This is a genomic window from Candidatus Phyllobacterium onerii, from assembly GCF_028331445.1.
Classification (GTDB): domain Bacteria; phylum Pseudomonadota; class Alphaproteobacteria; order Rhizobiales; family Rhizobiaceae; genus Phyllobacterium; species Phyllobacterium onerii.
Window position 1 is genome coordinate 446,015 of the sequence record NZ_JAQMHX010000002.1, and the last position, 26,984, is coordinate 472,998.

Here is a 26,984-nt window from a genome sequence, read left to right on the forward strand (position 1 = left end):
ACATGACGTGCAAAATATCACCCACATTCAACGGCCGCCGGCCCATCCGGGCTACGAACGTTCGTTTCGATCGGACGAAGCTGTTTCTGGTCATCTGTTACAGCACCAAGTGTCGATTGGAAAAAATAAAGGTGGCAATCGGGAAGGAAACGATGAAGCCGACCGAAGAGTACCCGCCGGACCACTGCGCGATTTCCGAACCGAAGCCATCGCGCCGACACTCAACAGCAACTGTTCACCCGTAGACGAAGAAAGGAGGAACCTATGGAATGCAATACGTTTAACACACCCGTCATGATCATTGTCGGACTTGGGTTTCCAACCGAGGTCAGGACGGTAGCAGAAGCCTATGCATTGCTGAGCGAATGGTCCCTGTCGAAAAAGGAGCCGGCCCATGCGATGGCGCTCAAGGCGTGCAAGGCAGCGCTATGCGGTGATGTAGAAGCGGAGACCGCCCGAGGCTTGTTCGTGGCTTTTGCGCGCAAGCACGATGCCTTGGCGCCTGACTTCGAACACGTCCCGGATCAAGCTGATTTGGTGAGGATCGTTCCAGCACCAATTTGAATGACAGGAGGCCGATATAATGGACTTGCAAGTAATCGAGTTGCTTGCTTTATCGCTGCATCGACTATGGTCGGCCGGTGCTCTTCGCCAAGGTGGGGCAGAGCGCTGCGCCGCCACCGAACGAAAAGAAAGGAATGGGGCTGTTTGTGATTGGGGCGGGGAGCTCGCACAACCCCTGTCGCCACGGAGATGAGAGTATGGATGATGTTCTTGTGCTCTTTTGTTTGTCTCTGGCAGTCCCGCTCTTTTGCGGAGTGGCTGGAATGGTAGTGGCATTTATCGACCGCAAGCAACATCGCTCGACAGTGGCAAGCATTGGAAAACGCTTGCGCAAAGAACCTTGATCCGACCTAAATATTGCATAGTTGTAGATTGTGCTCGAACACATGCGAGCTCGTCGCTCACTGCGACCTTGCCGCCATCAACCAGGCGGAACTGGTACTCGTCCTGGCTCAAGATGGGGGATAGGCGGATCGTCCGGCAGCGGCAGGCTCGGTTCTGGCTCTGGGGTAGGTATTGGATCACCCATATCAATGTCTCCTCGTGCTGAGTACTAACCGCTACCATCACTGGAATGTCCCACTCGATGGACGCTTGGAGTGAGGGCCGTCGCTTGAGCAGGACACCAATTAAGCGACTGCGCGAATAGATGGGAGAGCGCCGATAATGCCGCCCCAGGACGAACGCGATTATAAACATTGCCAGGAAAGCTTAGAGGTTGAATTTTTGGCTACGCCGGATCGGCGTTGATGCGGCTTCTGGACGATAACGTGTTGACGGGCGGCCTATTCACCTTCGAGATGATTCTAGTCTTGCTTCGGCTCCTTTTTCAACGGCAGCATCAGGCGCAGCGTGAGAAAGGTAAAGAGAGATGATGAACGCCACATCATAACTCTCAAGTCCGACCGCGATGCCAATTGCACCGGTTGACCAGATACTTGCCGCTGTTGCGGTGCCACGGACAGAATTCTTCAGCTGCAGGATGGCGCCGCCGCCGATAAAGCCGACGCCAGTGATCGGTCCCTCGATAATACGGGCCGTGGCTTCGGGATTGTCGGCCGTAATACATTCCGTCCCTTCAATTAGACCGCAGCTAGCCAAGGCCACAATGGGAAAAGTCCGCACACCCGCACTCCTCGCGTTCTCGATCCAGACCGATCGGAAAAGCAACGATATAGGCGACCACGAGAGCAAACACATGTGGAAAAAACGGCAAGGAATTGAGGCAGTGGAATGTTTCGAGCAATGAATTTCCCCCCAGACAATCGCTAAATTTACTTCTTAAACGCTAACCGATATGGACAGTTCCTTGGATCTTTTCGACGCGTACCAGAATGATACCGAGCGAACTTTGGAAGCTCTTGCGGGACATTAATCTTGCGTGCGCACGCTAGTTCCTTGTCACCGCTGCCGTCTCCCTTAGCATTCTCAGCGTCCAAATTGCTCGTATTGCCTCTCTCTGTCCAGCCGGCCGCCACAGCGTCTTTCAGCAATGGAACGGTCGGATCGTTTCGCCTATCCACCCAACTGATCTTGTTGAATCGCGGCTTGATGGCACTCTCATTCTTCCCAGCGATCGGGATTACTAAGAGCGCGCGTTTCGGGCTCGTTACGCTTGCAACCATAAATTACCCTCTTCGCCCGTATGCCCTTTGGCTTGGATCATATCAAAAAGAGCTCACTTGACCTCGTGCTCGGTCCAACCGGCCCCTATAGCCTCCACGATTCATTCTATAAGCGCGGCGCTCGATCGTTCACCACTTTCGACAATCATTGTGAAGTGCTCTTGCAAGGCCCGCTCGCACTCAAGCCAACAATTAGGGTCGACGGAGGGTCGTACCGGTGTCGGTATGGCCATTTGTCACGCAGAACCCCAGAGTTCAGGCTCGATTTTCTTCCGGCTGAGCGGCTTCGCAAAGCTCGTCTTGATGCTGAATCCAAATCCAAGAGACGCTAACCCTGAGGGGTCAGCAACCCAAAGATGTAGACCTCTCGACCCATGACGGTAAACTGCGCCACGCATCGTTCAAGGGGATGCGTGAGGTCGCTGACCATGCTGAGTTTTTACCTGGAGGGCTTGAAGGCTGGAAATTAATGCTTTTATTTTCTGAGGAACATTTCCGCCCGTCCTGGGGTTATAGGGGGGCTGGCACTCTCAGCAAGAGGCTCGATGTCGGATGGTGACCCCGATATCGGGCCTCACTTTTTGTTAACCATACAGGCGCACGCTTTGAGTGCTGACCATAGTGTGCCACTGGGTCGGAATCCAGCCTGCTTTCGTATTGTGTATCCGGCAGGTCGGGACATCAGGCTTGCCGCTCCTTGATGGGCGTCATGCAGTGCCTCCTAAACCGGGTGAGTCTCTCGCCAACCTAGGGGAACTTCCGACATCGTGAACGGTTCATATCGCGTTAGGGAGCATGGCGCTCTTCGGCAGGGGTCCGGTGCCGACATCCCTCTCCGGGGAAGCGTCGGACCCCACATTACAAGCCCAGGGCGCGGGAACATGAAATGACGACCATTCCAGCTAATTTGCTTTCATCCAGCTTTCTTATGTATCCCTTAGCCGCCATTGCCGTCGTCGTGACGGTGTGCGTATTTTTTATCGTGCGGCGTCGGATGCGATGATGCCCTGTTTCACGGAAACCATAAGCAGATCGATGGGGTGGAATCCTCAGCTCCGCTATGCTGCTTTTCCCGCATGGAAGACTACAGAGCATTCGCGCCCGTCACGGTCTTGAGCAGTCAGCCTGGCAAAATGACAAGCGTCAACTCGGCTGATGACGCTACGATGCTCGTACTGGAGCAGGCGCAAGGCTAAGGCATGGCGTCGGTCCTAGCGATCATCAGCCAGGCAGACACACCATCGTGGGCCTCCACAGAATCAGCGTGCGAAGGTTTTTGTGCCACATACCCCGGTGGCACGAGCTCGGCGTCGAGGCACGTGACCACGTAATTTTCTGCGTCGAGCCCTCTTTCTTCTCATGTGATTTGACTGAGCTGGAAGTCCGTCTACACTCACCAATGTTGTCCGACTAGAAGCGGCAACAGGCGATCGGCGGATTTATCCTTCCCGGATATCGGCACCGCCGAGCCTTGCAATCAAGGGGTTCGTAACCATTCCTTAAGTTTGCGAATGCACCAGGACTCAGCTGTCTACTTGCGAATTTATGACTGCTCCTTTTTTCTGTCTCCTCCAGCCGGTCTAAAAGCTCCTGAAATATTTCGTCAGTCTCCGGAACGCTATGTCCGGTCTGCATATGATCCGAAAAGTCCTTGCGACGGCTTCCGCGCTTGAACACCTCGGCGGGTGATCGGCTTTGCCCCTTTTTGTCATCCTCTGTCCCCGCATAACGTCGCTTTAGGCCAGCAAATGCGTTTGGCGAGGGAATTGCTCCGCTTTGGAAGTTGATGGACCTTGGTGGTGATCGGGAGGGGTTCCAATGCAATTGAGCTTTTTCGCTTAACTTCCCAAAGAGTGCGATCGGGACCGTCATGGGCCTCGCATGCCACAGGAACTTTTCAAGAAAGATAAAGTTTATACCCGCGTCGGAGGATTGCGAATCCTCTGACACGGGGCTCGGGATCGTCAAAGTTACAACGAAGCCGGGCCCCACTTATCCATTCCGAAGGCGGCTGATGAAGAAGCCGAGGTGTCTGAGATTGCCACGTTGCTCCACTACGAACTCACCAGTTCGGTTTCGTGCGAACGTGGCAGACGGGAGCAAAACAATGAGCCGCGATGACGATGAACTAATGCGCGAAATTAACCGGCAGGTCGCGCAAGCCGTGAACATCAAGCCAGCTCTGGTTGACCTCAAAGAGCTATCGATCACGCTTGCAGGCAGCTTCCAAGACGCCACAACTGAAGAGATCGAGGAACTACTCAAAGACGCTTGGCGTGAGCGACGTTTGAACTGGGTTGCATGACACAATTTAGCTAAAGCGCGCCCCAATACAAATGGTACTGACTGGTTGCTTAGGGCGAGTATGGTACTGTTTTCGCTGTATTTTTCCGCTTTTTCCCAATGCTATGTGGCGCGAAACGTGGAACGAAATGTGGCCCAATGTGCTGACCGCTTTCATGCGCCGGAAATTAACAACAGAGTATGCTTGTGGCGTGGGGTCGTTCGGATTTGACAAGCGGTACGGACTGAAGTGGTATTGCGGCCAGCATAGAGGCGATGCGGAAGTATAGTGAGTCTGCTTGAAAAAAGGCGATGATACGACAAGGGCCGGCAAGAAAGCTAAGGCGGCTGCAAGAGCGCGTAAATGGCGGGCGGCCAATCCGCTGAGTCCCGAGCAAAAGGCGAAGGCAGCGGCAAGGTCCCGCAAGTGGCGGCAGGCTCACAAAGAGCGCTACATCGCGTACATGAAAGCTTGGCGCGTTTCCAAACGGGAGCAGGTTAGTGCACAGGTTGAATCCCCGGCGTGACAGGCCGATAAATTGTTCTTTTAAATCAACAAACGTTTCAATTTCCGCGTGCAATAACCGGCGGCAAAAACAGCAGAAGTTGAAACTCACTCCATAAATATAGTGCCGCTAAAGGCGGTCACGCTCCCCTGGCTAGGCAAGAGACTTCTGAACAAAAGGAATGCTTTACGATTTGCTATATGATCTCGCACCTCGCAGCGATTCGGATAAGGATGTCTCATCCGGTAATTGAAGTGGCGGTAGCTCCATCAATGGCCGAATTGGTCCTGGCTTATCAGGGTCGGGGACAGGCGGATCATCCGGCAGTGGCGGGTACGGTTCTGGCTCTGGGGTAGGTATCGGATCACCCATATCAATGTCTCCTCATAATGGAGCTGTAACTGCTTTCCGTTGGGGAATGTTCCGCTTCCCATTCTCAATACGGCGTCGCACTGAAGCCGCTTTGATCCGCACGCCGAGCACGCGGGCCGGAGCTACACTCGGTTCGGCCGTCTTCCTTTGCTACAATCTTAACCTTAGACGGCCCGGAAGCGGACGGACGCCTAAAATTGCCTGGGTGAGCGCGGCGGCGGAATCGTGTTTCTTATTTACGCGCCAACACGCCTCTAATTGCCAGCCACGTAATTCACTACTCATTCCAGTTATAGCTTGCCGTCGGCGCGATGCCAGCGCAGACAAGCGCGGGCCGAAGTACACTGACTTGCAACACGCTGTGCGCCACAATCAATAGGGCGTCGCGCTGAGACCGAGCTGCTTTGATCCGCACGCAGAGCACCTCAGCTTAGGCGCGAGGTGCTGGTGCATTACGCTGTGGTTTCTTCCGAGCTCCCTTGCCAGGATCTGCAGATCGATCTTTGACGAGTGTTTGCATCCTAGTCGCTGACAGAACGCCCAAAGCGTATATCCGTGATCGATCATCGCGCCGATGGTACCGGTTTCGCTCGTATCAATCTGCACCTGAACAGGTCGCGGCTTCGCTTGCCGTTCAAAAATGTCTTCGTATGGGTGTACTTCGCAATCGGTGCTGTTGCAGTCCTTGCATCTGAATGTGAGGCTTCTGATTTCGCGCCCATGGCCAAATATCCCGGCAAGGCTGTCCGCCGTAAAGCGCGCAGCATTTTTGCATGTCCGGCAGCGGGATCGCACGAGCATCCGGTGTCGGGCAGCCTGTCCCAATGTCCTTATTGTTCTTGCCATGAGAACAAAATGAGAACATTATGCGAAGCCGTCAAGATCGAAGACGCCGCAGTACGCGACTTGCGAACGTCCACTGAACGATTATCTTTAGGGTCATGTGCAATCTCTACAACGCCACCACCACCCACGAAGCGATGCGGCAGTTGTTCCTGCCGATCAACGACCTCACAAATCGGCTCACGCCGCAGATGGATGTCTTTCCCGACTATCCGGCACCGATCGGTCGTAAGGATGCCAACGGCGACCGTGAACTGGCAATAGCCCGATGGGGAATGCCGACGCCGCCACAGTTTCTGAGGGCCGAGGTCGACTACGGTGTGACCAATATCCGCAACGTGAAATCACCGCACTGGCAGGCTTGGCTTGGTCCGGCAAACCGTTGCGTTGTCCCTGCGACAAGCTTCTCGGAATACGGCAAGGTACTGGACCCAGTCACCAAGAAGAAGCCGCTCCATTGGTTTGCCCTCAACGAGGAGAAACCACTGTTCTGGTTCGCTGGGATCTGGACCAGCTGGTACAGCGTGCGGAAGAAAAAGGAAGGGCCGGTCCAAACCGACATCTTTGCATTTCTGACAACCTTTCCGAATGCTGTCGTCAAGCCGATCCATGAACAGGCAATGCCAGTCATCTTGCGCACCTCCGAGGAAATCGACGTTTGGATGAATGCGCCGGCTGAAGAGGCGCTGCAGCTGCAAAGGCCCCTGCCCGATAATGAACTGATTGTTCTGCCACAACCTGAGGCAGAGGAAGAACAACCGCTGTTGCTCTGATCGGAGGATAGTTCGCGCAAAGGTGGGACTAGACAAATTGGGAGACGCAGAATTTCGCCAAATTACAAAGGTGTGCAGTTGAAATGAAGATCGGCAAATATGCGAAACACCGAGATACCAACCCATCCAAAGCCCATTTTGTCCGCCAGCGGACATACAATTGTTACAAAAAAAATTAGGTGTAAAATTCACTCGGGCCGAAGTCGGAGCGGCATCAGATGAATAAACGCCTCGATCACAAACTAGAATGTCCGAAATGTGGAACGATCTACCTTCGGATCCCGGATGACGTGCAGGATCACACCCTGATTCAATGCAGTTCATGTGACAGGGTGCTTGGCAGATGGCGGGAGCTGGAAATAGATTTCCATTCCCAAGGCGGCGGCAACGGCGTCTTCGAATTGCATGAAGGCCAAATCATACGCAGGGAATGATCCAATGCGAATAGAGTTCGATGATGATCCAGATGGCCGTCCAAGTGTCCTGTCATTCTGCATTGGTGGCATCTTGTCAGTTTTGATCCTCTTCTTGGCGGCGAGCTATGCCGGTTATTTTTGGTGAAGGAGCTCAGATAGATTTGGCTGTTGGAACCATTTTAATAGCTGCTGAGTTACCGGTGACTGCAATTCTGGCTGAATAGATAGATGGCAAAAAGCTCGACACGCAAACTTCAGACAATCGGACTTCTCACCGACCTCGATGCACCTCTTAAAAGCCAGCCGATAAAACCGCGCGACAAGCGCCAGCCCCAGCTCGCGTTTGATCCCATGCCCGCGCGTATTGAGCCTGCCCTCGCCCTGCTGGTAAAGAAGCCGCCAAGCGGTGACAATTGGGCCTACGAAGTCAAATGGGATGGCTATCGTCTCGCGATCCACGTTGAACCTCGCGGAGCCCGGATTATCACGCGTGGTGGCCACGACTGGACATCGTATTTCCCGACCATTGCAGCCGCTGTAATGGACTTAGGCCCTGCAACCATGATCCTCGATGGCGAGGCGGTTGTGCTTGACGAAAAGGGCCTGCCCAACTTTGGACTGCTGCAACAGGATCTCGGCGGCCGACGGGCGACACGCGCGGCAGAGAACGCAGTCCTTTACGCATTCGATTTGCTCTACTTCGACGGTCACGACCTCACCGGCATCGAGCTGTCATCGCGGCGGCAGATGCTCGCGACCCTGCTTGCGGATGCCACAGGTGCGATCCGGCTCTCGGAAGAATTCCATACCGACGGAGCACTCCTTCTGCGGAACGCCTGTATGCACGGCCTTGAAGGGATCATCGCGAAGGATCGAAACAGTACCTATCGCTCCGGGAGGTCCGGCGACTGGCTCAAAATCAAATGCAGCAACAGCGAAAGCTTCGCGGTCATTGGCTATGAACCGTCCGTCAAGGTGCGCGGGTCAATCGCAAGTCTCCTGCTTGCGGCGCACAACGACGATGGACTGGTTTATGTCGGCAATGTCGGTACAGGCTTTTCGTCCAAACTGGCTCGCGACCTGAAACAGAAGCTCGATACTTTGCGCGTCGACAAGCCAGCCGCACCGGTCAAGGGTAAGACACTGGTGTTTACAGAACCAACTCTCGTAGCTGAAGTCGTATTCGGCGGATGGACGCATGATAAAAAACTGCGTCACACATCCTTTAAGGGGTTAAGGGAAGTTGCTGATAACGCTGAAATATACGCGATTGACCGGAACTAATGACTTTGATGAGAGTTGGAGCAGCGTTGTCCGGCAGACATCACAACGCACCTGGCAACAGAGGCTCGTCGTCATTTCACCCACCCTTCGGGAAACTCCGCGGCGAGCCTCACTTTTTGTTAACCACACAGGCTCCCGCTTTTTATAGTGCACTATGTTGGCACCCCGCCTGCTTTCGTATCTTGTATCCGGCAGGTCAGGACATCGGCTTGTTCGCACAGGGATGACCAACGAAGGTCAAGCCTCACCAAGACTGCAAAGAGGAACAAAACTTCGCCAACGTAGTTCGTCATCTGTCGGAGAGCGCCGAACTCTTCGGCCGAGGTCTGGCGTCGTTAGGGTCGCACGACGCCGGCCTCACCTGATTCGAATCGCGTTGGCACGTTATGATCAAACGGCAGGACGACAAAAAGGGTCTATTCGCTAGACAGGTTTTGCGAGCTGGATGGCTGGCTCAAGCCACCTCGGGGAGAACGGGTATCGACAGTGGAACCTGCGGCGTGGCTGACAAACCGCTTCTTCGATGAGGCGCGAGAACGTGAGTGCCGAACCATCCTTTGTTGATGAGGTTTCGGGCGCGTCGATATATGGCGGACCAGGGATTCTTCCCGATCCGTCAGGCAAACAGCATTCGTGGCGTAGTGCTTGATTTGGAACTTCCGAACCCGGCGTTTCGCTACGTTCCGAAGGAGTAAGCCGCCAAGCGGCTCAAGACCAAATGAATACAACCCAAACTGGATCAACGAAGAGGCCAGGCAAAACCCCGCTGCATCCGTCCCTCAATCGGAAGGCTCAACACAGCTACGAGCAATATCTTTCCCGCGCTCGCGACGAAGAGCGTGCCGGAAACAGAGTAGAAGCAGAGAACTACTATCAACACGCCGAGCACTATTTCCGGTCGATCAAATAGGTCTGTCAGGACTTAATGCTTGGCTCGACGACGAAATCGCGATTGGAATTAGCATGTCCGATCGATGTTTGCGTCATTGAGGCGGCTCCTGAAACCATTCGGGTGCAGAACACTGCCGCCAATGCAATGTTCCACAGGGTCACCATGCTTTTCGCGCCGACGTCTGCTTGTCGTCAAACAGTGAGAAAATTGCGAATCATGACCACGCACGGTGTCCACTGACACGCTCGTCTTCCAGCGTTTCAAGTTTTAATTTTCGGACTTGCTTGAGGAAGCTTCCGCCGCTTCCGATCCAAAAACACTTCGGCCACCCCACTCGGCAGACTGTTTAAATTCGCCGGCCACTATCTCCTTCAAATCCGGTCCGGTTACATATCGCTCCAGTTGCCGAGATTGATTATCCAGCCGTTCAAGGGCGTTCAGCTCTTCCTGCCGGCCAAGCTTTCCCTTTTGAACCGCCGACTTCAAAACCCTGATTGTCTCATCGTAGACCTTCAAGGGGACCGGAAACGGCTGGCGGTCCTTGCCGCCATGGGCGAGAGAAAAGCGCGCGGGATCGGAAAAACGACAAGGAGCACCGTGGATGACCTCTGCCACCATTGCAAGCGCCTTGACTGTTCTCGCGCCGACGCCCGGAACCAGGAGCAGCGCTTCAAAATCGGCCGGAGCGGCATCCGCCGCCGCAGCCAGATTTCCGTGCAAACGTCGCATCACGATATCGCTTTCGCGCACATCGTGGTGTGCGGGCATAATCAGATGCGGCAGCATAAGCTGATCAGTCTGCTCAATTTGAGCATTCACAGTTGGATTTGGTTCGAGCGTCACAAGTTCGTGGACAATTCCCGCTGGGTCAATCGTCTTGAGGAGGTCGACCTGACGGTTGCGGGACGCCGCAGCGCGACGGTCCGCAAGATTTATAATCTCTCCTTGTCCATGGCCTTCAATCGCTGCATGGGGAGAATCGACGAAACTGCTCAGTCCCTCGGATAGCCAATGATAGCGACGCGCCTGACGGCTGTCGCCATTCATTCCTTGCTGGATTACAACCCACTTGCCATCATCGCCTACGATGAACCCGTGCAGATAAAGGTCGAAGCCATCCTGAACTGCGGCATTGTCTACCTTGGCAACGAGCCTGCTGGCTTGCCCAAGTGCTGCGCCATCGAAGCCCACACGCTCTGCTATTGCTGCCAATTCTGCAGGGGTTTTCCTGGAGTGAGCGCCCCGGCCGCCACATACGTGAATGCCCAGTTCCCGTGACATGGGCGTTAGCCCGCGTTTCAATGCTCCAATGACGCTGGTGGTGATGCCTGAAGAGTGCCAATCCATTCCCATCACAGCACCGAATGATTGAAACCAGAATGGATGGGATAGCCGGCGCAGAAGCTCGTCGCGGCCGTAGTGTTGAATTATCGCCTCGCACATGATCGCACCGAGTTTGGTCATACGATCTCCGAGCCATTTCGGAACCCGTCCGTGATGAAGTGGAAGATCAGCGCTGCCAGCTCGTTTGGTCAATGATTGTTCCTTGCGCTTTTGAGGTTGGAGCTCATTTTTCGACGGTTGGACCAAAACTTAAGCCTTATATGCACATTAGAACAAGGGCTTTCGATCCAAACATACCTTTCGCTATCCTGGCCCGAAGGATCGTTGGAGAACGGCGACCTCTTCGGTACGAGGTCTGGTACATCATGCCCTAAGCCCCCGCGTCGTGCCTCACTTAATCTTAACCACATAAGAGCATCCTTTGCTCGCTGAGCCCCAAATGTCAGCAACCCGATCTGCCTTTTGTATTGCGTTTTTAGGCAGGTCGGGCCATTGGGCTTGCCCACTCCCGGTCGCTCGGGATAGATATCTCTATCTGGCACCGACATCATGTCAGACAGGGCTAGACGGATTTGTCCCCATATCGGCACGGCCGAGTCTTTTTCAGGCCTGTCGCAGCCTACCCCATACCGTATCTCTCGCTATCTATATCGGCGGCGCAAGCTTCGCGTTCGGCACTCCCGTCGCTAGATCAATTGTATCGCACGATTCAAGGGTTTCGGCCGTTTCGGCTGTCTCTACCTGTTGTGACAGTCTTGCTAATTGCACGGGCTATCTTGGCGACATCGGCGTCCAATTCAATCCGGATCCCATGGACTTCAGCGCATGGTTCGAAGTCTATCTTGGCGGTCGCTGGCACACCGTCGACGCCTGCCACAACACGCCGCGTATGGGGCGCATACTCATGGCCACCGGGCGTGTGACCGACGTGGCGATATCGACCAGCTTTGGTGCCTCGTTACTAACTCGCATCGAGGTGATTACAGAGGAAGTAACGACGGCCAATCCGACTTGACCGAGCCCGCCCCAATTATCGCACGAACGATGGAATCAGATCGGGCCATCCCAAACCTCCAGTCCAATCTGGTTCGTTCGCCACAATTACCTTTTTCGCGACAATGCGCTTCATCATCATTGCCGGATGCTTTCCGAAGCTGACGGGAAGGACAACCGCCGGCAGTACTAGCTTGATGCCGCCATTATCCCAAACAATCCTAAGGATCTTAAATGACCATCCCGCTACATCTGCGTTGCCAAGCAGCTGAAGCATGCAAGGCAACAGCCGTGTCAAAATCCTTATCGCCGTCTCATTTTTCTTATAAACAGCATCCGAGATGCCAAAACTTTTCACAGCAACTACTCCAAAGGGAGCCCCACGAGAATGTCGAACGTATCGACCAGAAGGCACCGCCTATGACCGTATGTCCCGCGCGCTGTGGGTTGGTGAGGTTGTCTATGGCGGCATTGCTTGACGGGAACCTCGAATTCATCGTCGTAGTTGCGTAGATTGCGGCGCTCCCCCCGCGGTGATGGTACTCTGATTTAGACGATTTTCCGAGGATCGTTGGCCCGGCCCATCAACGCCTTTAAGGTCTCGACGACGAGGAACGCAGGAACAACAAGTGGCATCAAAGACGACATTGAACGCAAAAAATCTTGAGGCGCTCGGCGCTGAAAGGCTGGCCGCGTTGCTGATCGATATCAGTACGGGAAGCGCAGCCAACAAACGACGTTTGCGGATAGAACTTGCGGGAATGCAGAGCGGCGAAGAGGTCGCCCGGGAAGTGGCCAAGCGTCTGTCATCCATTAGCCGGTCAAAATCGAAGATTGGCTGGCGGCGGGTCAAAGCGCTCAAAAGCGATCTCGACACCCAGCGTCGTGTCATTGCCGAAACAATTGCCGGAAGCGACGTGGATGAAGCGCTGGAAGTGATGTGGCGCTTTATGGGGGTGGCCCACTCGGTCTTTGGTCGTTGCGCCGACAGCAATGGGACGATCACGGCCATTTTCCGTCACGCTTTGGCGGATCTGGGCGTGATCGCAAAGGCAGCGGAACAGAACCCGCGTCGCCTGGCGGACGACGCCTTCTGTGCCTTGCAGCAGAACGATTATGGCCAGTACGATACGCTGATAAAAGTGCTAGCGCCCGCCCTCGGCTTGAAGGGTCTTGACCATTTGAAGATGCTATTTGTGGAATGGTCAAAACACGTCGAGGACATTCTGCCAGGAACTGACGGCCGAAGCGGTGCCAGAGTATCCTATGAGGACATCCTCAATCTCCGAAAACGCGATCGCACCATACGTACGGCTCTGGAACAGATCGCCGATGCTCAAGGAGACGTCGACGCATTCATCGCACAGCAGAATAAGGAAGCGAGATCAGAACCGACGGTCGCCGCAGAAATTGCGCGCAGGTTGATGGCTGCCGGGCGAACGGCCGAGGCGTTCGACGCCATTAACATGGCCGATCTCACAGACAGCCACCCCGTCCCTTTCGAATGGGAAGCCGCGTACACCGAAGTACTGGAAGCTCTGGGACGCAAAGAGGAGGCTCAGGAGTTTCGGCGGCAGAATTTTGAACGAACGCTTAATGCCAATCATCTGCGCGCATTTCTGAGACGCCTGCCGGATTTCGACGACATGGAGGCGGAAGAGAAGGCGCTTGCATACGTTGATCACTATCCGGATGTCCACCGCGCCTTGGCATTCCTGTTGTCGTGGCCAGCGCTGGATCACGCGGCGAGGCTTGCAATTTCGAGAGCGGCAGAACTTGATGGTGACCGTTATGAATTCCTGACATCCGCAGCCGAGGTGCTGCGGCATAAACATCCCTTGGCATCAGTCATCACGCTACGTGCAATGATCGACTTCGCGCTCGACCGCGCACGGACTGCCCGATATAAGCACGCCGCCCGTCATTTAGCTTTAGCCAAGCGGCTTTCAGCGGCGATCAAGGATCGAAACCCAATTAATTCTCATGAAGACTACCTCGCGGGCCTGAGATCCCGGCATGGGAGCAAGACGAGATTTTGGAAGATTGCAGTTTAACAATCCACACCAAGTTGATGTAAGGGGGCGCAATCGTGTCCCCGCGGAAGGTCTCCTCCTAAAGGCAAGCTCCCCAATCCCTCCCCGAACAGGAGCTACTTTTGTCCGAGCGTATAGGAATCGTCCTTACAGCAATCTAGCTGGCCGCCACATTCGTCCAGAGAACCGAGCAAAAGCGAAGCGCCCGAGCCCTTGAAATATAGCTCTCTCTCACCCATATAAGGTTGGTCGACAAGATTAGTCCGGCCATTTCTGCAAGGCTCCGATTGAGCGCAGAATCTTTACCGCACCACTCAAAGTTTGAATGCTGACATTTACGCAGCATGCCTCTCCTTGCTTGCATTCGACGTATTTTCAAAATGACGGGCCGCGGGCAATGCCGCGCAGTGAATGGATTTTAATGCAAAACAATATCGAAATGAAACCAACCGCGGTCGGTCCGCGGCAAATCGAACCCAAAGCGCTGAACATATTGTCTCGGAAAACCGCGAGCGCGCACCAACGGCTAGCGTCAGGATTTACACGCGAGGAAATGCGCCAGATCGTAGCCGAACAAATCGATTGACGATCCGAATTTCAACCCTTGCGGCGTCAAGGTCGCTACGTTTCAAAGGAGTAAGCCGCCAAGCGGCTCAAGTCTGAATGAATACATACCAAACTGAATCAACGAAAAGGCCAAGCATTGTTCCGCTGCATCCTTCCCTCAATCAGAAGGCTCAACGCAGCTATGAGCAATATCTTGCCCGCGCTCGCGACGAAGAGCGAGCAGGAAACAAAATAGAAGCAGAGAACTACTATCAACACGCCGAGCACTATTTCCGGTCGATCAAACAGCATTGTCAGGACTTAAACGCCGGGCCCGGAAGTTCCAAATCAAGGAGCACCTGGCCACCAATGCTGTTTGACTGACGGATATGTGAAGAATTCCTAGTTTGCAGTGTCGTAGACACGGCTGAAACCTCATCAACAAAAGGAGCAGATTCCATGAATATTGTACCTGTGAAATGGGCCAAAAACCAAAAGCGTATCGACGAGACGCTGCCCTACAATGATGATCATGTCACTGCAGCCCCGCGGCCATCCTTGCGTGTCATGCAGGAACAACGTGCACGCGAGGCGGCAAAAGCTGTTGAGGAATACGCGGCCAACGGACGCGCCACTGAGGCCAAGACCGAACGCCTGCGCGCGCTACGCCTGGCCAGAGAGGCCGCGAATGATCCATCGGAAAAGTTGCAGACAAGTCGTTAGGCGTAGCCGTGCTTATCGATTCACACTGTCGAAGGTCCTCTTCGCCGCTGTCTTTACTCACAACGATGCCAGCAATGCGGATTGGGGGAAACTGGCAAAGCTACCGTGTGAAAAAACTGGTCTGGTTTGAGAATCCATCGTTCTGAAACCACGCGCAAGTATGATAGCAAAATCTCTGACCTGCTGACGTCAGACTGACCCGTTGGTCCAGTGCAGCTGCATTCTCTTTCCGCTCGCTGTATCGGTCGGTGAGGTAGCCCGACACGGCAAGCCACGACCAGTGAATTCGGCTCTTTTGCCAATCCTGCTGTTGGGCCTGCTCATTCCGGGAATTTCCTGCACATTGAATCTGATAGGGCTCGCCCGGACCCGGCAAGCGTCGCGGCACTGCTTTGGGCTGCTGACCCCGTGATGATCCTTGGCCTTGCGGCGGTCGTTCTTCGGGAGCCCGTCACTCCACGGCTGCTGATCGTCATGCTGATCGGCGCGATTGGCGTTGCCCTCGTAACTAAGGTCGGCACTGGCTTCGGGAGCTCGGGCAACGATGTTTTAGGGATTTTTTTGCTGTTATCAGCGGTATTATGCTGTGCGTTCTACACCGTCTTTTCGCGGAAAGTCAGCGAGGCAACAGATCCTTGGTGATTGTCGCCTTGCAACAGACGGCCGGACCTGGCTGGGCGGTAGCTCTCCTCTTTGCAACTACAGAATACGTGCTCCGAACGAACTTGTGACCATGCCGTTTGGGCTGATTGCTGCCTCGGCCTTGTCGGGTCTGCTGTATTATGCGGCAGCATACTACTCTACATCACCGCATTGCGTTCGGTTCCGGCAGCAGTCGCCGGGAGCTACTTCAACCTGATACCCGTCTTCGGCGTTGGACTTGCCTATCTTTTCCTGGGCGAAACACTTACTCCCACTCAATGGCTGGGTGCGGCAACGATCCTGTTGTCCGTGTTTGAACTCGTCAGGCTTACGGCGAAAGGGCCGGCTTTAACTGTTTCAATGCCTTGAGACTTTTGTAGGATCGCGTCGCCATTTCTGCGGACTTATTCGCAAGAGCTATGGTGTTCGCCATGAGCCAACGCGAAGATGCCAACATCAACGAAATCCTGTTCCGGCCAACCAGCCAGGAATATTGAACCATGTGCGCGCTCAAACGGGACTTCACTGTGACATCTCAGACCCGCGGGACATGAGATTTCGACAGCTGTTCCTCGACCGCGAGCTTGTCGATCACTGACCATACGTGGTCTATTTTCCCACTCCCAAAATCGTAGAAGACGTTCTCGGCAAAGCGCACCTTCTTTCGGTTCACAGGGAGACCAAGAAAGGCCCCTTTCGGCGTACAATGAAAATCCAACCGACTGGCCATCCTCGGAGGCTCCGCGATCAGCAGCGCGATGGTAAAGTGAAGGTCTGGAATCTCATGAAAGTCCCTTTCCAGCATTTCACGGTAGCCCGATAGCCCGATCCGCGTGCCGTTATAATGAACATCGTCGCTGACATAGACTCCGAGTTGCGGCCAATCCTGGCGGTTCAGGCACTCAATGTAGTTCTCATAGACGTTCAATAGTTTCCCTGCCGGCATGGGAATGATCCTTTCTCATTCTATGACAATGAATGCTGCCGTAGTTGTTGGGTTCAGAGAAGTTTTCCTGCGCATGGGTTCAGATTGACTCGGCCAGTGCACGGCGTCCGCCCCGCAGGTATCGGTCATGCATCGCCAGTATGGACTTTAAAAGCGAAAACCTGGACGATCACACTCGGTCCCTTTCGCAGTCACGACAGCGCTACGCTGATGGGTCGAAACGCGTCCCTGATCATGGTGGCCATACCATCAATAGCGGCGCTTTTGCGAGGATTGCGTCTGAGAACCACATTCGAGCAATCAATCTGGGGGAAGCCGTCTGCTTCCGTCAGGGCGCGGCAACCTGCCGGGATATTGCTGCTAGCAAGCGGAGCAATCGCCAGCCCCGATACGGCTGCAATCTTGAGTCCGCCGCTCGTGTCGCAACTATAGGCCACGCGATAGTTGATTTTGGCTTTGTCCAAGGATCCGACAGCGAATTTCTTGCACCAGCTGGAACGCTCATAGATCGCAACCGGGACGACATCATTTTCATGAACGCAATGGACCTCCGAGGTCACCCATACCGTGGGATCAACAAAAAGCACCTCCCCGGTCGTCGGCTGGTCCTGAGCGAAAATCACTGCGAGATCAAGTTCGTCGGCGTCGATGGCCGCCAACTGTGCGGCCGAATACCCACATTTCACAGTCACTTCGACATGCGGATGCTGGCTGGCGAAGGCTGCCAACGCGCGCGGCAGTACAGTATAGCCATACTCTTCCGGAATTCCGATCCGCACGGGACCGCCGAGCGGCTTCGCCCGGATCGCGGCGGCGGTCTCGTCCAGCAAGCCGATGATCCTGTTGGCGCTGACGAGCAGGAGCTTTCCTTGTGGCGTCAACGCCACGCCGCGTGAACCTCGCGCGAAAAGGCTCTCACCCAAGGTCTCTTCGAGCTTCTTGATCTGAATGCTGACCGCCGATTGTGTTCTGCCGACTTGTTCTGCAGCGCGGGTGACATTCCCGGCCGCAGCCACGGCCACAAACGTACGCAGCAGTTCACTGTCCAATGGCAGATTCACAACGATGCTTTCGATAAAAATTCCAGATGGCAGCCATGATTTCTATTCGTTTGTTAAATGTCAAGCTGTGGCGAATCCTGTGTCTCTGTCCAGGAGCGCCAAATGCACAACGTCCGACATCGCGTGATACAATTCTTCAGAGTGTGGCGGGTCGCCCGACATGAACGGCGGTTGCTGGTGGAAATCTTGAGCAAGCCAAACGATCGATTGCTGGTCGACGCCGGCATCACCAGGGAGGATGCACTTCGGATCGTCCGCAGCGATTTGGTATGCCGCTCTGGTGGCATTCGTCAATCCCGCGGTGTATCCCCAATGCGCATACCACACCGACAAGTCCCGGAGGCCGATCTTGGCAGCACAACACGTCCACGAAATCGATGCGGCGATAAAGGAACTCATTTCGTCCCGTCGACAGGAAATCCTGCAGATCGCCCAAAACGGGGCAAACCGGGTCCGTTGAAGAACGTGGTGGAGATACAGACGGCGATTGATGCCTTGTATCGTGGACGCGAAACAGGAGAGCACGTCATCATAGTCACTGCTACGCCGCGTTCGGCTCGAGATTCGAAAGAATGATTGGCCTGTTCCGGAGGCAACGCGTCACGGGACACCTCAACCTATGGACCAGCTGCTGTGTAGAATTCAACGCTTTGCAGCCGATTGTCAGCTTACTTTTCGAACACCCGAAGACTGATCGACCCCTGATTGTTCCAATACATAAAATCGACATCGTTAGCGAAGCAGGAAAATAATACATCTTGCGGTGGAGTTATGATCATCGCGTTTGCGAAGACGGCCTATTTGATCATCAAGATCATCCGGGAAGTTTTCGAATTTGTGGGCGAGGCATTCTTCTACTCATGGCGTCACACAATTATGAGTATAGATATGAGCTTAGGCCCGATCGCTTTGTTTACATCCAGCGAAAGGACGCGCGTGTTCGCGCCAAGGCCATCATTCGATCAGTCCTAAAAAGATATAAGCCTCACCGAATTTTTTATCATCTCGAACGTCAGGGTGGTCACATTGCTGCTCTGCGTCTGCATCAGAATAGTGCATTCTTTTCACGCTTCGATATTCAGAACTTTTTCGGACAAGTCACCCGAACTCGAGTTTCGCGATCGTTAAAGGCGGTTGGGTTTTCATCTAATCGTTCGTTCGATATCGCTGTGGAGTCTGTTGTGGTCGAGAGTAGCCGAAAGGTTTTGCTGTATGGCTTTCGCCAATCCCCTCTCCTTGCAACGTTTTCACTCGAGCAATCACTCCTCGGAAGTGTCCTAAAACAACTTTACAACGAGGGTTTGCTGGTTTCGGTTTATATGGACGATATCTTGGTTTCAGGGCCGTCCGCAGTCGCGCTGGAAACGGCATCTCAGCGAGTACTGGAGGCTGCGCTCCATTCGGGCTTCCCCCTCTCCCAGGAAAAACGCGCGATCGCAGTGCAAGGGATCGACTCGTTCAATTGCCATGTTGAGTCTTCCTCACTTACTGTGCTTGACGAGAGAATGGATCGCTTCTTGGATGACCACAATGTGGCAACAAACGGTGGTAAAGGCGCAATTGAGAAATATATTAACGCCGTTTCGCCAAGTGAGCTCGCACGCTTCCTCGCGATGGCCTGAACGACGATAGATGCGTCACCTATCCACTTATGCCTCTAGACAATTGAAGGCCAAGTGAATCGGAATCTGCGTTAAAAAAAGAACCGTTGCTACAAATGCCCTTACTTCTCGATCCAACGACCAGTTCTTAACGCTTTCCATATTAGCCTAGAGTGGTTGGCCTACTTCAACTTGATGAAAAGGATCTTCGAATGAACAAAGTTCTGATCACCGTCGTTGCCGTACTAACAGTGATGAGTTTAAGTGCCTGCGGATCAATCGGCAAAGGAAAAGCTCCTCCGCCAATGGCAGAACCGACCGCAGCGCCAGTGTATAAATAAAGGCTGCTTCTGTGCTATGGGAAGGTGAGTCCACCTTCCCATAGCATCGATCGCAAGACACCGGCCTTGTACACGACGTGCGTTCCCGCCGTAAATATCGCCCATAAGCTTGAAGATGCGGCCATGATGTCGGGTGATTTCGGGTTCGAACACTTCCTTGCGTCCTCGGAGGTACCCTGTTCGTGCTCCATCAACTTGGAGTAACCAACGACATCTGCGGCAAGAATGGTAACAAGTTTACGGTCCATGACCGTCCCCCTTGTTTGGGAATTTTCCCTTGCAAACAATAGCACAAATTAAGCGAAGGCGCGCTGTCGAACAGGTGGATGCAGCAAGGGAACCAGTGTCATGGGAGTGGCACTACATCATTATTTTGGCGCGCTCTTCCCAGATTTTGCCAGTTCGACGAGCGTCATGACGCTTTTTTCCATGTCTTGTCGACTGATCCATTCGAGCGGCGATTGAAAAGCGTGACCGCCAGCGAAGATGTTGGCGCACGGCAAGCCCATAAACGACAATCGCGAACCCTCGGCACCACCTCGGATACTGCCGCGCACAGCGGGCCGTGCTGTGAGGTGAAGCTCAATGATTGACCGGAACTCTGCTGTTGCGATACACCGCCCTTGGTGTCGTAAAGCGTTACGCTGGAGCCATCCGCGATCGCAAGCCTGCGACTTTCGGGAAAGAAGGCATAGCGGAGAGTGTTCTGGCAACCAGTTGACGACGGTTGGTCCAGTCCTTCAGGCCACCTGATAGCCCGCTCGTTGATTCGATGAATTGGCACCTTGATCCCGGGCCTGCGCCCGCCTTGCCAATGGCGCGTGCCAGTCACCTTTCTCTAAAGCTACCAGTTCAGCAACTTCGGCGCAGGTGGCACCGACTTTTGACTTCAACCTGTCGTTGAACATATGCCGCCGAGTTCCGGATGATTAAACTGAGCCAAGGTGCCGTGGCCGGACGTCATCGCCTGCTGCAAGTGTTCGACCGCCGACAGGCTGACATCGTTTCGCTCTGCGATTTCTTTCAGGGACTTGACGAAGGTTGTCCTTGCAATCCGTACATATCAGCGCTTTCGTTGAATTCGATGTGGGAAGTTAGTTACGAACAAATGCCCCACTATCCAGAAGATAGTGGGGCATTGCATTCAATCGCTGACTACTGCCAGGTTTGGCTGTTGTACCAATCGTCTACGTCCTTCTTGGCCTCATCTTTAGCTTTGCCGTAACGTTCCTGGATCTTGCCTTCAAGTTGATCGCGTTTACCCGCAATTACGTCAAGGTCATCGTCGGTAAGTTTTCCCCACTGCTCTTTCACCTTGCCTTTAGCCTGCTTCCAATTGCCTTCGACGCGGTTCCAGTCCATGGCGTATCTCCTTTTTGCTGATGTTATTCCAACGCTTGTTTGGAAGAAAAAGTTCCGCCAACAACAATGCTGGAGACCTCCGGCAAAAGGCTCATCGCTGAGACGATGAGCCTTTTGTTCGCCAGTTTCCTTAGTTCGCGGGAGCCGGAGTCGCCGGTGCCATTTTGTTGTCCTGCATCGGAGGCGTTGTTTCGGCGGGGACCGCATCTGTCTTGGCTTCGTTCGCCTTGTTCGGGTCAGCGACTCCTTCCGTAAACTTTGGCAAGTCTCAAAGGCCGGTGCGTTTTGAAGGCCTTTGGCCGGTTCGAACCGTCCCGGACCAGACTTTTTCAGATTAAGGTATGCGGGAGTGCTCACCTGGAAAACGAAATACCCGGTGTACGTCTTTTGGAATGCAACCGCTCTCTTCAGGGAGCGAGCTTAGAAAGGCCGAAACCCGTCATTTCATATCGATAACCTCTCCGGCCGTATAGAAAACGATAGGAGGACCATATTCCTCTTCGCCTTGCTTTGCTTCCTGGCTCCAGGCAATGACCCCTGCATGGTTTGACGCCAAATCACCGGCCGCTTTCCGCGCCTGTTCTTCTGTGTCGAACCGTTGTGGTTCCTCAGGTCGAAACAACTCTCCGGCTTCACCTTGCTCAAAAACCGCTACAAAATAAATTTGTTTCATCCCATTATCCTCATCGGCAGGCAACCCATAGCGCCGGAGCGCGTGTCACGTTTAACCGCTACCAAGTCTGGCGGTTGTACCAATCGTCGACCTCGCGCCTGGCCTCGTCCTTTGCCTTGCCGTACCGCTCCTGGATTTTGCCTTCCAGCTGGTCACGCTTTCCGGCGATGACGTCAAGGTCATCGTCGGCCAACCGGCCCCACTGTTCCTTGATCTTGCCCTTGACCTGCATCCAATTGCCTTCCACGCGATTCCAGTCCATGACAGATCTCCTTGTTGGCTGAACTGAAACGCGCCAGCCAGTTGCGTGTTCCAAAGGCATGGCAGCAACGCCGTGCACAAGCCAGCGAAAGAAAATCCTTGGCCGATGGAACGCCTTCTTCTCCGGAGGATTAAAGAGAGTCATCACCAAGCCCTGGGAGAAACCCCATGACCTCTATGGAGCAGGCTATCTCAATCGCTGCCAGCGCCCATGCTGGTTACCTCGCCGACGATGAAGAACCGTATATCTTCCACCCTTTGCGGGTGATGCTCGCCTTGGATGCGGAGGATGAAAGGATCGTCGGTATCCTGCATGATGTCGTCGAAAAAACGCCGTGGACGCTTGACAACTTGCGTTCGGAAGGACTTCCCGGCCACATCCTGGAAGCAATCGATTCAGTCAGCCACCGCCAGGGTGAAGAGTATTTCGACTTTGTCTTGCGCACGCGAGAAAACAGCCTTGGACGCCGCGTTAAAATCGCCGACCTGAAAGACAATATCGAGAAGGTCAGGTCACACCTGGAGGATCCCAAAGCACGGGAGAAGCTGGCCAAGTATGAAGAGGCATTGGCGCGACTTTCGTGAATGGATGGATTCTCGCGTGGGAGAAGCGATATGCGTATTCGATGGATGAAAAGCCCTCGCGACGGGGGTACGAGGGCTTTTCGGGTGGGCTTTCCAAAAGGAAGCTCAGTCAGGAGGACAGTGTTTCAAATCCCCGCAATAAAATAAGACACGTGGCTCGCTCTTTCAGCGTCCTCAGAGCGCACATTGGCCGGCTGACAGCCCTACCGCTCCATTTGGAACATTTGCGTTCGTTAAAAGTTTCCGACCTGTACAGCTCGGCAGAGCTCCAGCTCTCGATTGACCGGGCTGACAACATCCTGAACCGAAAGGAACAGCCCATGCCTTCCATCAATGACGCACGTATCCTTATTCTCGCAACCGATGGCTATGAGCGATCGGAGCTTCGGGTCCCCTACGACGAGTTGCGAAAGCGCGGTGCAGACGTCAAGATTGCGTCCCCGAAAGCAGGTAGCATCAAGAGTTGGGACAAGAAAGATTGGGGCGATACCGTCGATGTGGACCTACTTGCCTCGGAAGCCTCGGTTGACGACTTCGACGCGCTGGTGCTGCCAGGCGGACAGATCAACCCGGATCTTTTGAGACGGGACGACAGCGCCATGCGCATCGTGAAAGACTTCCTGAACAGCGGCAAGACGGTTGCTGCAATTTGTCATGCGCCATGGCTTCTTGTCGAAGCCGATGCCCTCCACGGTCGCGATGCGACGTCATACTGGTCGATTAAAACAGACGTTAAAAATGCCGGAGCGAATTGGAAGGACGAGGAAGTAGTGACTGACGAGGGTATTATCACCTCGCGCAGTCCGGACGATCTCCCGGCTTTTGTTTCAAAGATCGTGGAAGAGATCGAAGAAGGCACGCACAAGCGCCGCGCAGCGTGACGCGGCGATCGCATTGATATATGAAAACGATGTCAAGCTGCGGTGATCATACCTGCTTCAGGTGCAGCAGTGAGGCGAAGGCCGCTCTCTGCTGATCAGTTCTACGCGCTGATCAAGGGGACGAACATCACGGAGTCGAGGTCCTCCGCCTCAAAGGTGGTTTCGCTTGTGCGCGTTAGTTTGCGAAGCGTCTGGCTCCATTCGTCATGGCCGACTGGCATCACCAGGCGACCACCGATGGTTAACTGCTCCTTCAGCGCCGGGGGCACCATTGGCCCGCCGGCCGCGACCAGAATGACATCGAAGGGTGCGGCCTCTGGCCATCCCTTCGTGCCGTCACCAATACGCAGATCGATATTGTCGTAGCCGAGATCCCGCAATCGCTTACTCGCAGATTCGCCAAGCGTGCGATGGCGTTCGATGGCAAACACACGCTTGGCGATCTGGCTGGCCACCGCCGCGGCATAGCCAGATCCTGCCCCCACATCGAGGACCATTTCACCGGGCCTCAGCGCCGCGCCCTCGATCATTCGTGCAACGATGTAGGGCTGTGAGATGGTCTGGCCCTCGCCTATGGATAAGGGGCTGTCTTCATAGGCAAGCTCTTCAAGTCGCGGGTCGACAAAAGCTTCACGCGGCACACGGCGCATCGCGTGCAGAATATGAGGATCATTAATCCCGCGCCGGGCGATCTGGACATCGACCATTCGGTTCCGCGCACGGGAGAAATCACGCATTCCAAGCACTCCGGTAGCGGTGCATCCGGTTTCCAAACGTCGAACGAAGTCGATTGTTCCGGTTTCAGACGGGGGCTTAAAAGCACGGCAGTGCCGATATTTGGCAACTCGTGGCGGTCTTCGGGCGTTGCATGCCCAGTATAAATGTCATTGAAGGTTATCATCTTGGTCGACCGTGGTTCCATGAGCAAGGAACGGAAACCGGGGGCGCTGGCCGCCTTTCCTTACGACCGCATGACCGTTGAACGATTTCGTGAAGCATTTCCGCGTGCACGATGGAACGACGACAAGCGAGCTTGGTTCGTGCCGGGTAAGACGGCTGTGCGTCGTCTGGACCGTTGGCTGGCACGCGAGGCTGACCAAGCGCTCCCGCACGCCGACGCCAAAGGCCGGGATGCTTATGCGTTTGAGCCGATCACCAGCGCTTATCTGGAAGCGGCCGACGATTTGCGTGTTAGAACACCCTATTCGAAGACCGTTATCGAGCAGATGCGGGCTATCCCATGGGCGCACTGGGACGAGGAATTGCGGGCGTGGCGCGTTCCATTCCGATCTTATGAGGAACTGTTGCATCGGTGGACCACCATAGAGGCTGCCGCTCGCCGCAACGAGCCGGAGGAACGTAAGCGGCGGGTGGGGTTGCAGAGGAATTCGTCCACTTATAAGGCCGCTCAGCTTCGTTATGCCGAACGGCGACGCCGAAGATATCCCCTGCCTACCGAAGATCTGCCGCCACTCGAGCGTCCATTGATGACGGAGCGCTATGGCATCGTTGCTTTTACCGAGGTATCCGGGGAGTTGGTCGACCCTGCCTCGCTGGCGTTGGTTTACCCGCATGCTGCTCTCGGCATGTTCAACTACGTATGGGGCAGATGGCGAGCGCCGACGCTGGCGGAGCTCGTCGCAACGTGGCCTGCTCGTCGTGAGCCCGAGTTTTTGGAGCGTTCACGCGGATGGTGGCAGCCCACTCTGGGCGAGCTGCGATTGGCGCGGCAACGGGCGCGGTCCGTCGAGCGCCGAAGGCAGCAGTCCGCTAGAATGACCCCGTAATTCTCCTGCGTTCTTCGCAGCTCCCATGAGGGAAATACCGGCAGCGGTTTGCCTGCCGGGACACGAGAAGAAAGGCGGGACCGCCTCGTTGCAGTTTTGGTATTCGGCTGGGACGGCTTAACCTGCGCTCAATTGATCGGCAGACATTTTGCCGGATCTGTTATCGCGCACCATTTCGTAGTTGATCTTCTGCCCGTCGTTCAGACTGCGCATTCCGGCGCGCTCGACGGCAGAAATATGGACGAAGACATCAGCGCCGCCATCGTCGGGCTGGATAAACCCGAAACCCTTGGTCGCATTGAACCATTTCACAGTACCTGTTGCCACGATGAATCCTCCCGCTAGCAAGTTCGAACAGTATCGTTATCGTTCGACGCATCCTGTATCAAGCCTTAGAGCCGGAAAGTATGATCTTGCAGTCCCTCCTCTACTTGAAATCGCGTGTCTTCACCTTCATCGTATCGATGTGCTTATAGTGATTAAAGGCAGATCGAGATTGACGCCCTTATGGGCGGCAAAGATCGAATTCGCGTTTCCTGCAAAACAGCGTACCGAACTCGAGGCAGTCGACGTTAATGAACCGATGTCCGACCAAATAGTGACGAGGGAATAGTGCAAGGATATGACTGTCCAAACGCCCTGACGGCAAAACCCAAACTCTGGCATAGGCCACTTTTGCCGAAATCGTTTCAGCAAACTCCTCCAGGCGAGTAACTCCTGTCGTGCATTGGTTCTTGTCATGGCACTGACTCGCGGTCGCAACTCGTCTGCAAAGGTGATAACCATTGCAGCACTCGGATAACGACCGATCAAGGAATGCTATGAGATCGACTTGCTACCTTCTACTTGCCGCTGCCCTCGCCGCTTCGACCTCATGCACGACCCCAGACACGATCCCGGATATTCAAGGCAGTTCCTTTGTCGACAGCAATGTCGCGGTCAACTCTCTCCGGAACTCGGTATATGACCAGTGCGGATGGGCCGCGGAGCCTTCAAGTCTCAGAAACTTGGTACCAGGCATTACCGTAGGCCGAGACGGGTTTCAAAGGATAACCAATGCAATTTGCGCAGCGGCCCGGGGTACGCCGGCCCCAGCCTTACCGGGGGATTCCGTCACGGTTGAGATCGAGAGGACGCTGGTGCGCGGAAGGTTTCTCGAACCGGGCGAGGCATTTGCGGTTGCGCAAGACTGAGAGTCGAATCCATCCAACGGTACAGGACGCGTGCGTGCCGCCTTCCCAGTCGCGGCAGAAACTCGCAACCAGACAACTAGCGTGCGTCCCGGGCAGTCGCGCGATGAGAAGGATACTGGTCCAGCTCGGACGTCGCGTCATGACCGGCGGACTAAATCAGAAGGTTTATTTGACAGGATTTCGGTCTTAGCCCACTCTGATTTCCGTTGTATATCGGGATAATATTGCAACAGAGGCCCGGCGCTTTGGCCATCCTTCGATAAGACTGTCTCTCGCTGGGCTTCATTGCAACTTAATCTGCCTCTAGCGTGTATTTAACAGCTGAAACCTGTGGGCCGGGGAGCAGGATGATTGTTTTGTGTATAGCAAGCCCGGGCCTTCATCGACATTACGATTATCATCGAAACCGCGATTGGTGCGGAACAACGAGGGAGCCCCTCTAAATTCGAGGTAC

General features: G+C 54.5%; 22 protein-coding genes and 7 pseudogenes. 16 read left to right on the plus strand and 13 right to left on the minus strand.

Annotated features, from left to right (window positions below; genetic code table 11):
* Window positions 1-264 precede the first annotated feature (264 nt).
* Complete coding sequence (locus PHA01_RS07770; RefSeq protein WP_224515811.1) at window positions 265-564, plus strand: DUF982 domain-containing protein; 300 nt, start codon at window positions 265-267, stop codon at window positions 562-564.
* 806 nt (window positions 565-1,370) lie between these two features.
* Here the strand turns inward: PHA01_RS07770 and PHA01_RS07775 are convergent.
* Window positions 1,371-1,810: pseudogene (locus tag PHA01_RS07775) on the minus strand (MgtC/SapB family protein).
* A gap of 2,486 nt (window positions 1,811-4,296) precedes the next feature.
* Here PHA01_RS07775 and PHA01_RS07780 point away from each other — a divergent pair.
* The 4 genes from PHA01_RS07780 (at window position 4,297) to PHA01_RS29385 (ending at window position 9,576) form a co-directional block, all read left to right on the plus strand.
* Complete coding sequence (locus PHA01_RS07780) at window positions 4,297-4,494, plus strand: hypothetical protein (protein WP_271894352.1); 198 nt, start codon at window positions 4,297-4,299, stop codon at window positions 4,492-4,494.
* 1,797 nt (window positions 4,495-6,291) lie between these two features.
* Window positions 6,292-6,966, plus strand: coding sequence for an SOS response-associated peptidase (locus tag PHA01_RS07785; protein ID WP_271894353.1), 675 nt, complete (start codon window positions 6,292-6,294; stop codon window positions 6,964-6,966).
* 644 nt (window positions 6,967-7,610) lie between these two features.
* A complete protein-coding gene (gene ligD, locus PHA01_RS07790) occupies window positions 7,611-8,666 on the plus strand; it encodes a non-homologous end-joining DNA ligase (protein WP_271894354.1) in 1,056 nt (351 codons plus the stop codon).
* Between the two features lie 718 nt (window positions 8,667-9,384).
* Window positions 9,385-9,576, plus strand: coding sequence for a DUF4167 domain-containing protein (locus tag PHA01_RS29385; protein ID WP_417020924.1), 192 nt, complete (start codon window positions 9,385-9,387; stop codon window positions 9,574-9,576).
* A gap of 249 nt (window positions 9,577-9,825) precedes the next feature.
* Here PHA01_RS29385 and PHA01_RS07800 read toward each other — a convergent pair whose 3' ends face one another.
* Window positions 9,826-11,094, minus strand: coding sequence for a DUF763 domain-containing protein (locus PHA01_RS07800; protein WP_271894355.1), 1,269 nt, complete (start codon window positions 11,092-11,094; stop codon window positions 9,826-9,828).
* Window positions 11,095-11,665: 571 nt separating this feature from the next.
* Between PHA01_RS07800 and PHA01_RS07805 the strand changes: the two are divergent.
* Window positions 11,666-11,917: pseudogene (locus PHA01_RS07805) on the plus strand (transglutaminase family protein); the annotation flags it as partial.
* 15 nt (window positions 11,918-11,932) lie between these two features.
* On the opposite strand, the gene PHA01_RS07810 reads toward PHA01_RS07805, so the two are convergent.
* Entirely contained in the window at window positions 11,933-12,253 is a 321-nt protein-coding gene (locus tag PHA01_RS07810) for a hypothetical protein (RefSeq protein ID WP_271894356.1), read from the minus strand.
* Window positions 12,254-12,524: 271 nt separating this feature from the next.
* Between PHA01_RS07810 and PHA01_RS07815 the strand changes: the two genes are divergently transcribed.
* The 3 genes and pseudogenes from PHA01_RS07815 (at window position 12,525) to PHA01_RS07825 (ending at window position 15,197) form a co-directional block, all read left to right on the plus strand.
* Window positions 12,525-13,949, plus strand: a complete 1,425-nt coding sequence (locus PHA01_RS07815; protein ID WP_271894357.1) for a DUF6880 family protein — start codon at window positions 12,525-12,527, stop codon at window positions 13,947-13,949.
* A gap of 642 nt (window positions 13,950-14,591) precedes the next feature.
* Window positions 14,592-14,777: pseudogene (locus tag PHA01_RS29390) on the plus strand (DUF4167 domain-containing protein); the annotation flags it as partial.
* A gap of 156 nt (window positions 14,778-14,933) precedes the next feature.
* On the plus strand, window positions 14,934-15,197 hold the full coding sequence (locus PHA01_RS07825) for a hypothetical protein (protein ID WP_271894359.1): 264 nt from the start codon (window positions 14,934-14,936) through the stop codon (window positions 15,195-15,197).
* A gap of 184 nt (window positions 15,198-15,381) precedes the next feature.
* Here PHA01_RS07825 and PHA01_RS07830 read toward each other — a convergent pair.
* Window positions 15,382-15,459 (minus strand): annotated as a pseudogene (locus PHA01_RS07830) (arsenical resistance protein ArsH); the annotation flags it as partial.
* A gap of 431 nt (window positions 15,460-15,890) precedes the next feature.
* Here PHA01_RS07830 and PHA01_RS29395 point away from each other — a divergent pair.
* Window positions 15,891-16,208, plus strand: a complete 318-nt coding sequence (locus PHA01_RS29395; protein WP_417020925.1) for an EamA family transporter — start codon at window positions 15,891-15,893, stop codon at window positions 16,206-16,208.
* 14 nt (window positions 16,209-16,222) lie between these two features.
* Window positions 16,223-16,336 (plus strand): annotated as a pseudogene (locus tag PHA01_RS07835) (oxidoreductase); the annotation flags it as partial.
* A gap of 38 nt (window positions 16,337-16,374) precedes the next feature.
* Here the strand turns inward: PHA01_RS07835 and PHA01_RS07840 are convergent.
* Window positions 16,375-16,785, minus strand: coding sequence for an ester cyclase (locus PHA01_RS07840; RefSeq protein WP_271894361.1), 411 nt, complete (start codon window positions 16,783-16,785; stop codon window positions 16,375-16,377).
* Between the two features lie 191 nt (window positions 16,786-16,976).
* Window positions 16,977-17,846 carry a LysR family transcriptional regulator gene (locus tag PHA01_RS07845; RefSeq protein WP_271894362.1) on the minus strand — a complete coding sequence of 290 codons (870 nt, stop codon included), beginning with the start codon at window positions 17,844-17,846 and terminating at the stop codon, window positions 16,977-16,979.
* Between the two features lie 758 nt (window positions 17,847-18,604).
* Here PHA01_RS07845 and PHA01_RS07850 point away from each other — a divergent pair.
* Together PHA01_RS07850 and PHA01_RS07855 are read left to right on the plus strand one after the other, a co-directional pair.
* Window positions 18,605-19,468, plus strand: a complete 864-nt coding sequence (locus PHA01_RS07850) for a reverse transcriptase domain-containing protein (protein WP_271894363.1) — start codon at window positions 18,605-18,607, stop codon at window positions 19,466-19,468.
* 191 nt (window positions 19,469-19,659) lie between these two features.
* Window positions 19,660-19,788 carry an ABC transporter gene (locus PHA01_RS07855; RefSeq protein WP_112531282.1) on the plus strand — a complete coding sequence of 43 codons (129 nt, stop codon included), beginning with the start codon at window positions 19,660-19,662 and terminating at the stop codon, window positions 19,786-19,788.
* A gap of 14 nt (window positions 19,789-19,802) precedes the next feature.
* Here the strand turns inward: PHA01_RS07855 and PHA01_RS07860 are convergent, their stop codons facing one another.
* The 5 genes and pseudogenes from PHA01_RS07860 to PHA01_RS07880 form a co-directional block, all read right to left on the minus strand.
* A complete protein-coding gene (locus PHA01_RS07860) occupies window positions 19,803-20,036 on the minus strand; it encodes a hypothetical protein (RefSeq protein ID WP_271894460.1) in 234 nt (77 codons plus the stop codon).
* Between the two features lie 112 nt (window positions 20,037-20,148).
* Window positions 20,149-20,345: pseudogene (locus tag PHA01_RS07865) on the minus strand (peptidase T); the annotation flags it as partial.
* A gap of 598 nt (window positions 20,346-20,943) precedes the next feature.
* Entirely contained in the window at window positions 20,944-21,150 is a 207-nt protein-coding gene (locus tag PHA01_RS07870) for a CsbD family protein (protein WP_183665578.1), read from the minus strand.
* 439 nt (window positions 21,151-21,589) lie between these two features.
* Window positions 21,590-21,823, minus strand: coding sequence for a hypothetical protein (locus tag PHA01_RS07875; protein ID WP_271894364.1), 234 nt, complete (start codon window positions 21,821-21,823; stop codon window positions 21,590-21,592).
* Between the two features lie 58 nt (window positions 21,824-21,881).
* The gene (locus tag PHA01_RS07880) at window positions 21,882-22,085 is read right to left on the minus strand and encodes a CsbD family protein (RefSeq protein ID WP_271894367.1); all 204 of its coding nucleotides are present in this window, start codon (window positions 22,083-22,085) and stop codon (window positions 21,882-21,884) included.
* Between the two features lie 167 nt (window positions 22,086-22,252).
* Here PHA01_RS07880 and PHA01_RS07885 point away from each other — a divergent pair, with 167 nt between their 5' ends.
* The gene (locus tag PHA01_RS07885) at window positions 22,253-22,669 is read left to right on the plus strand and encodes a GTP pyrophosphokinase (RefSeq protein ID WP_271894368.1); all 417 of its coding nucleotides are present in this window, start codon (window positions 22,253-22,255) and stop codon (window positions 22,667-22,669) included.
* Window positions 22,670-22,989: 320 nt separating this feature from the next.
* Window positions 22,990-23,550, plus strand: coding sequence for a type 1 glutamine amidotransferase domain-containing protein (locus PHA01_RS07890; RefSeq protein ID WP_271894370.1), 561 nt, complete (start codon window positions 22,990-22,992; stop codon window positions 23,548-23,550).
* Between the two features lie 110 nt (window positions 23,551-23,660).
* Here the strand turns inward: PHA01_RS07890 and PHA01_RS07895 are convergent.
* Window positions 23,661-24,287: pseudogene (locus tag PHA01_RS07895) on the minus strand (protein-L-isoaspartate(D-aspartate) O-methyltransferase); the annotation flags it as partial.
* A 144-nt stretch (window positions 24,288-24,431) separates the two neighbouring features.
* Between PHA01_RS07895 and PHA01_RS07900 the strand changes: the two are divergent.
* The gene (locus tag PHA01_RS07900) at window positions 24,432-25,337 is read left to right on the plus strand and encodes a hypothetical protein (protein ID WP_271894371.1); all 906 of its coding nucleotides are present in this window, start codon (window positions 24,432-24,434) and stop codon (window positions 25,335-25,337) included.
* 117 nt (window positions 25,338-25,454) lie between these two features.
* Here the strand turns inward: PHA01_RS07900 and PHA01_RS07905 are convergent, their stop codons facing one another.
* Complete coding sequence (locus tag PHA01_RS07905; RefSeq protein WP_183663394.1) at window positions 25,455-25,664, minus strand: cold-shock protein; 210 nt, start codon at window positions 25,662-25,664, stop codon at window positions 25,455-25,457.
* Window positions 25,665-26,984: the final 1,320 nt, after the last annotated feature.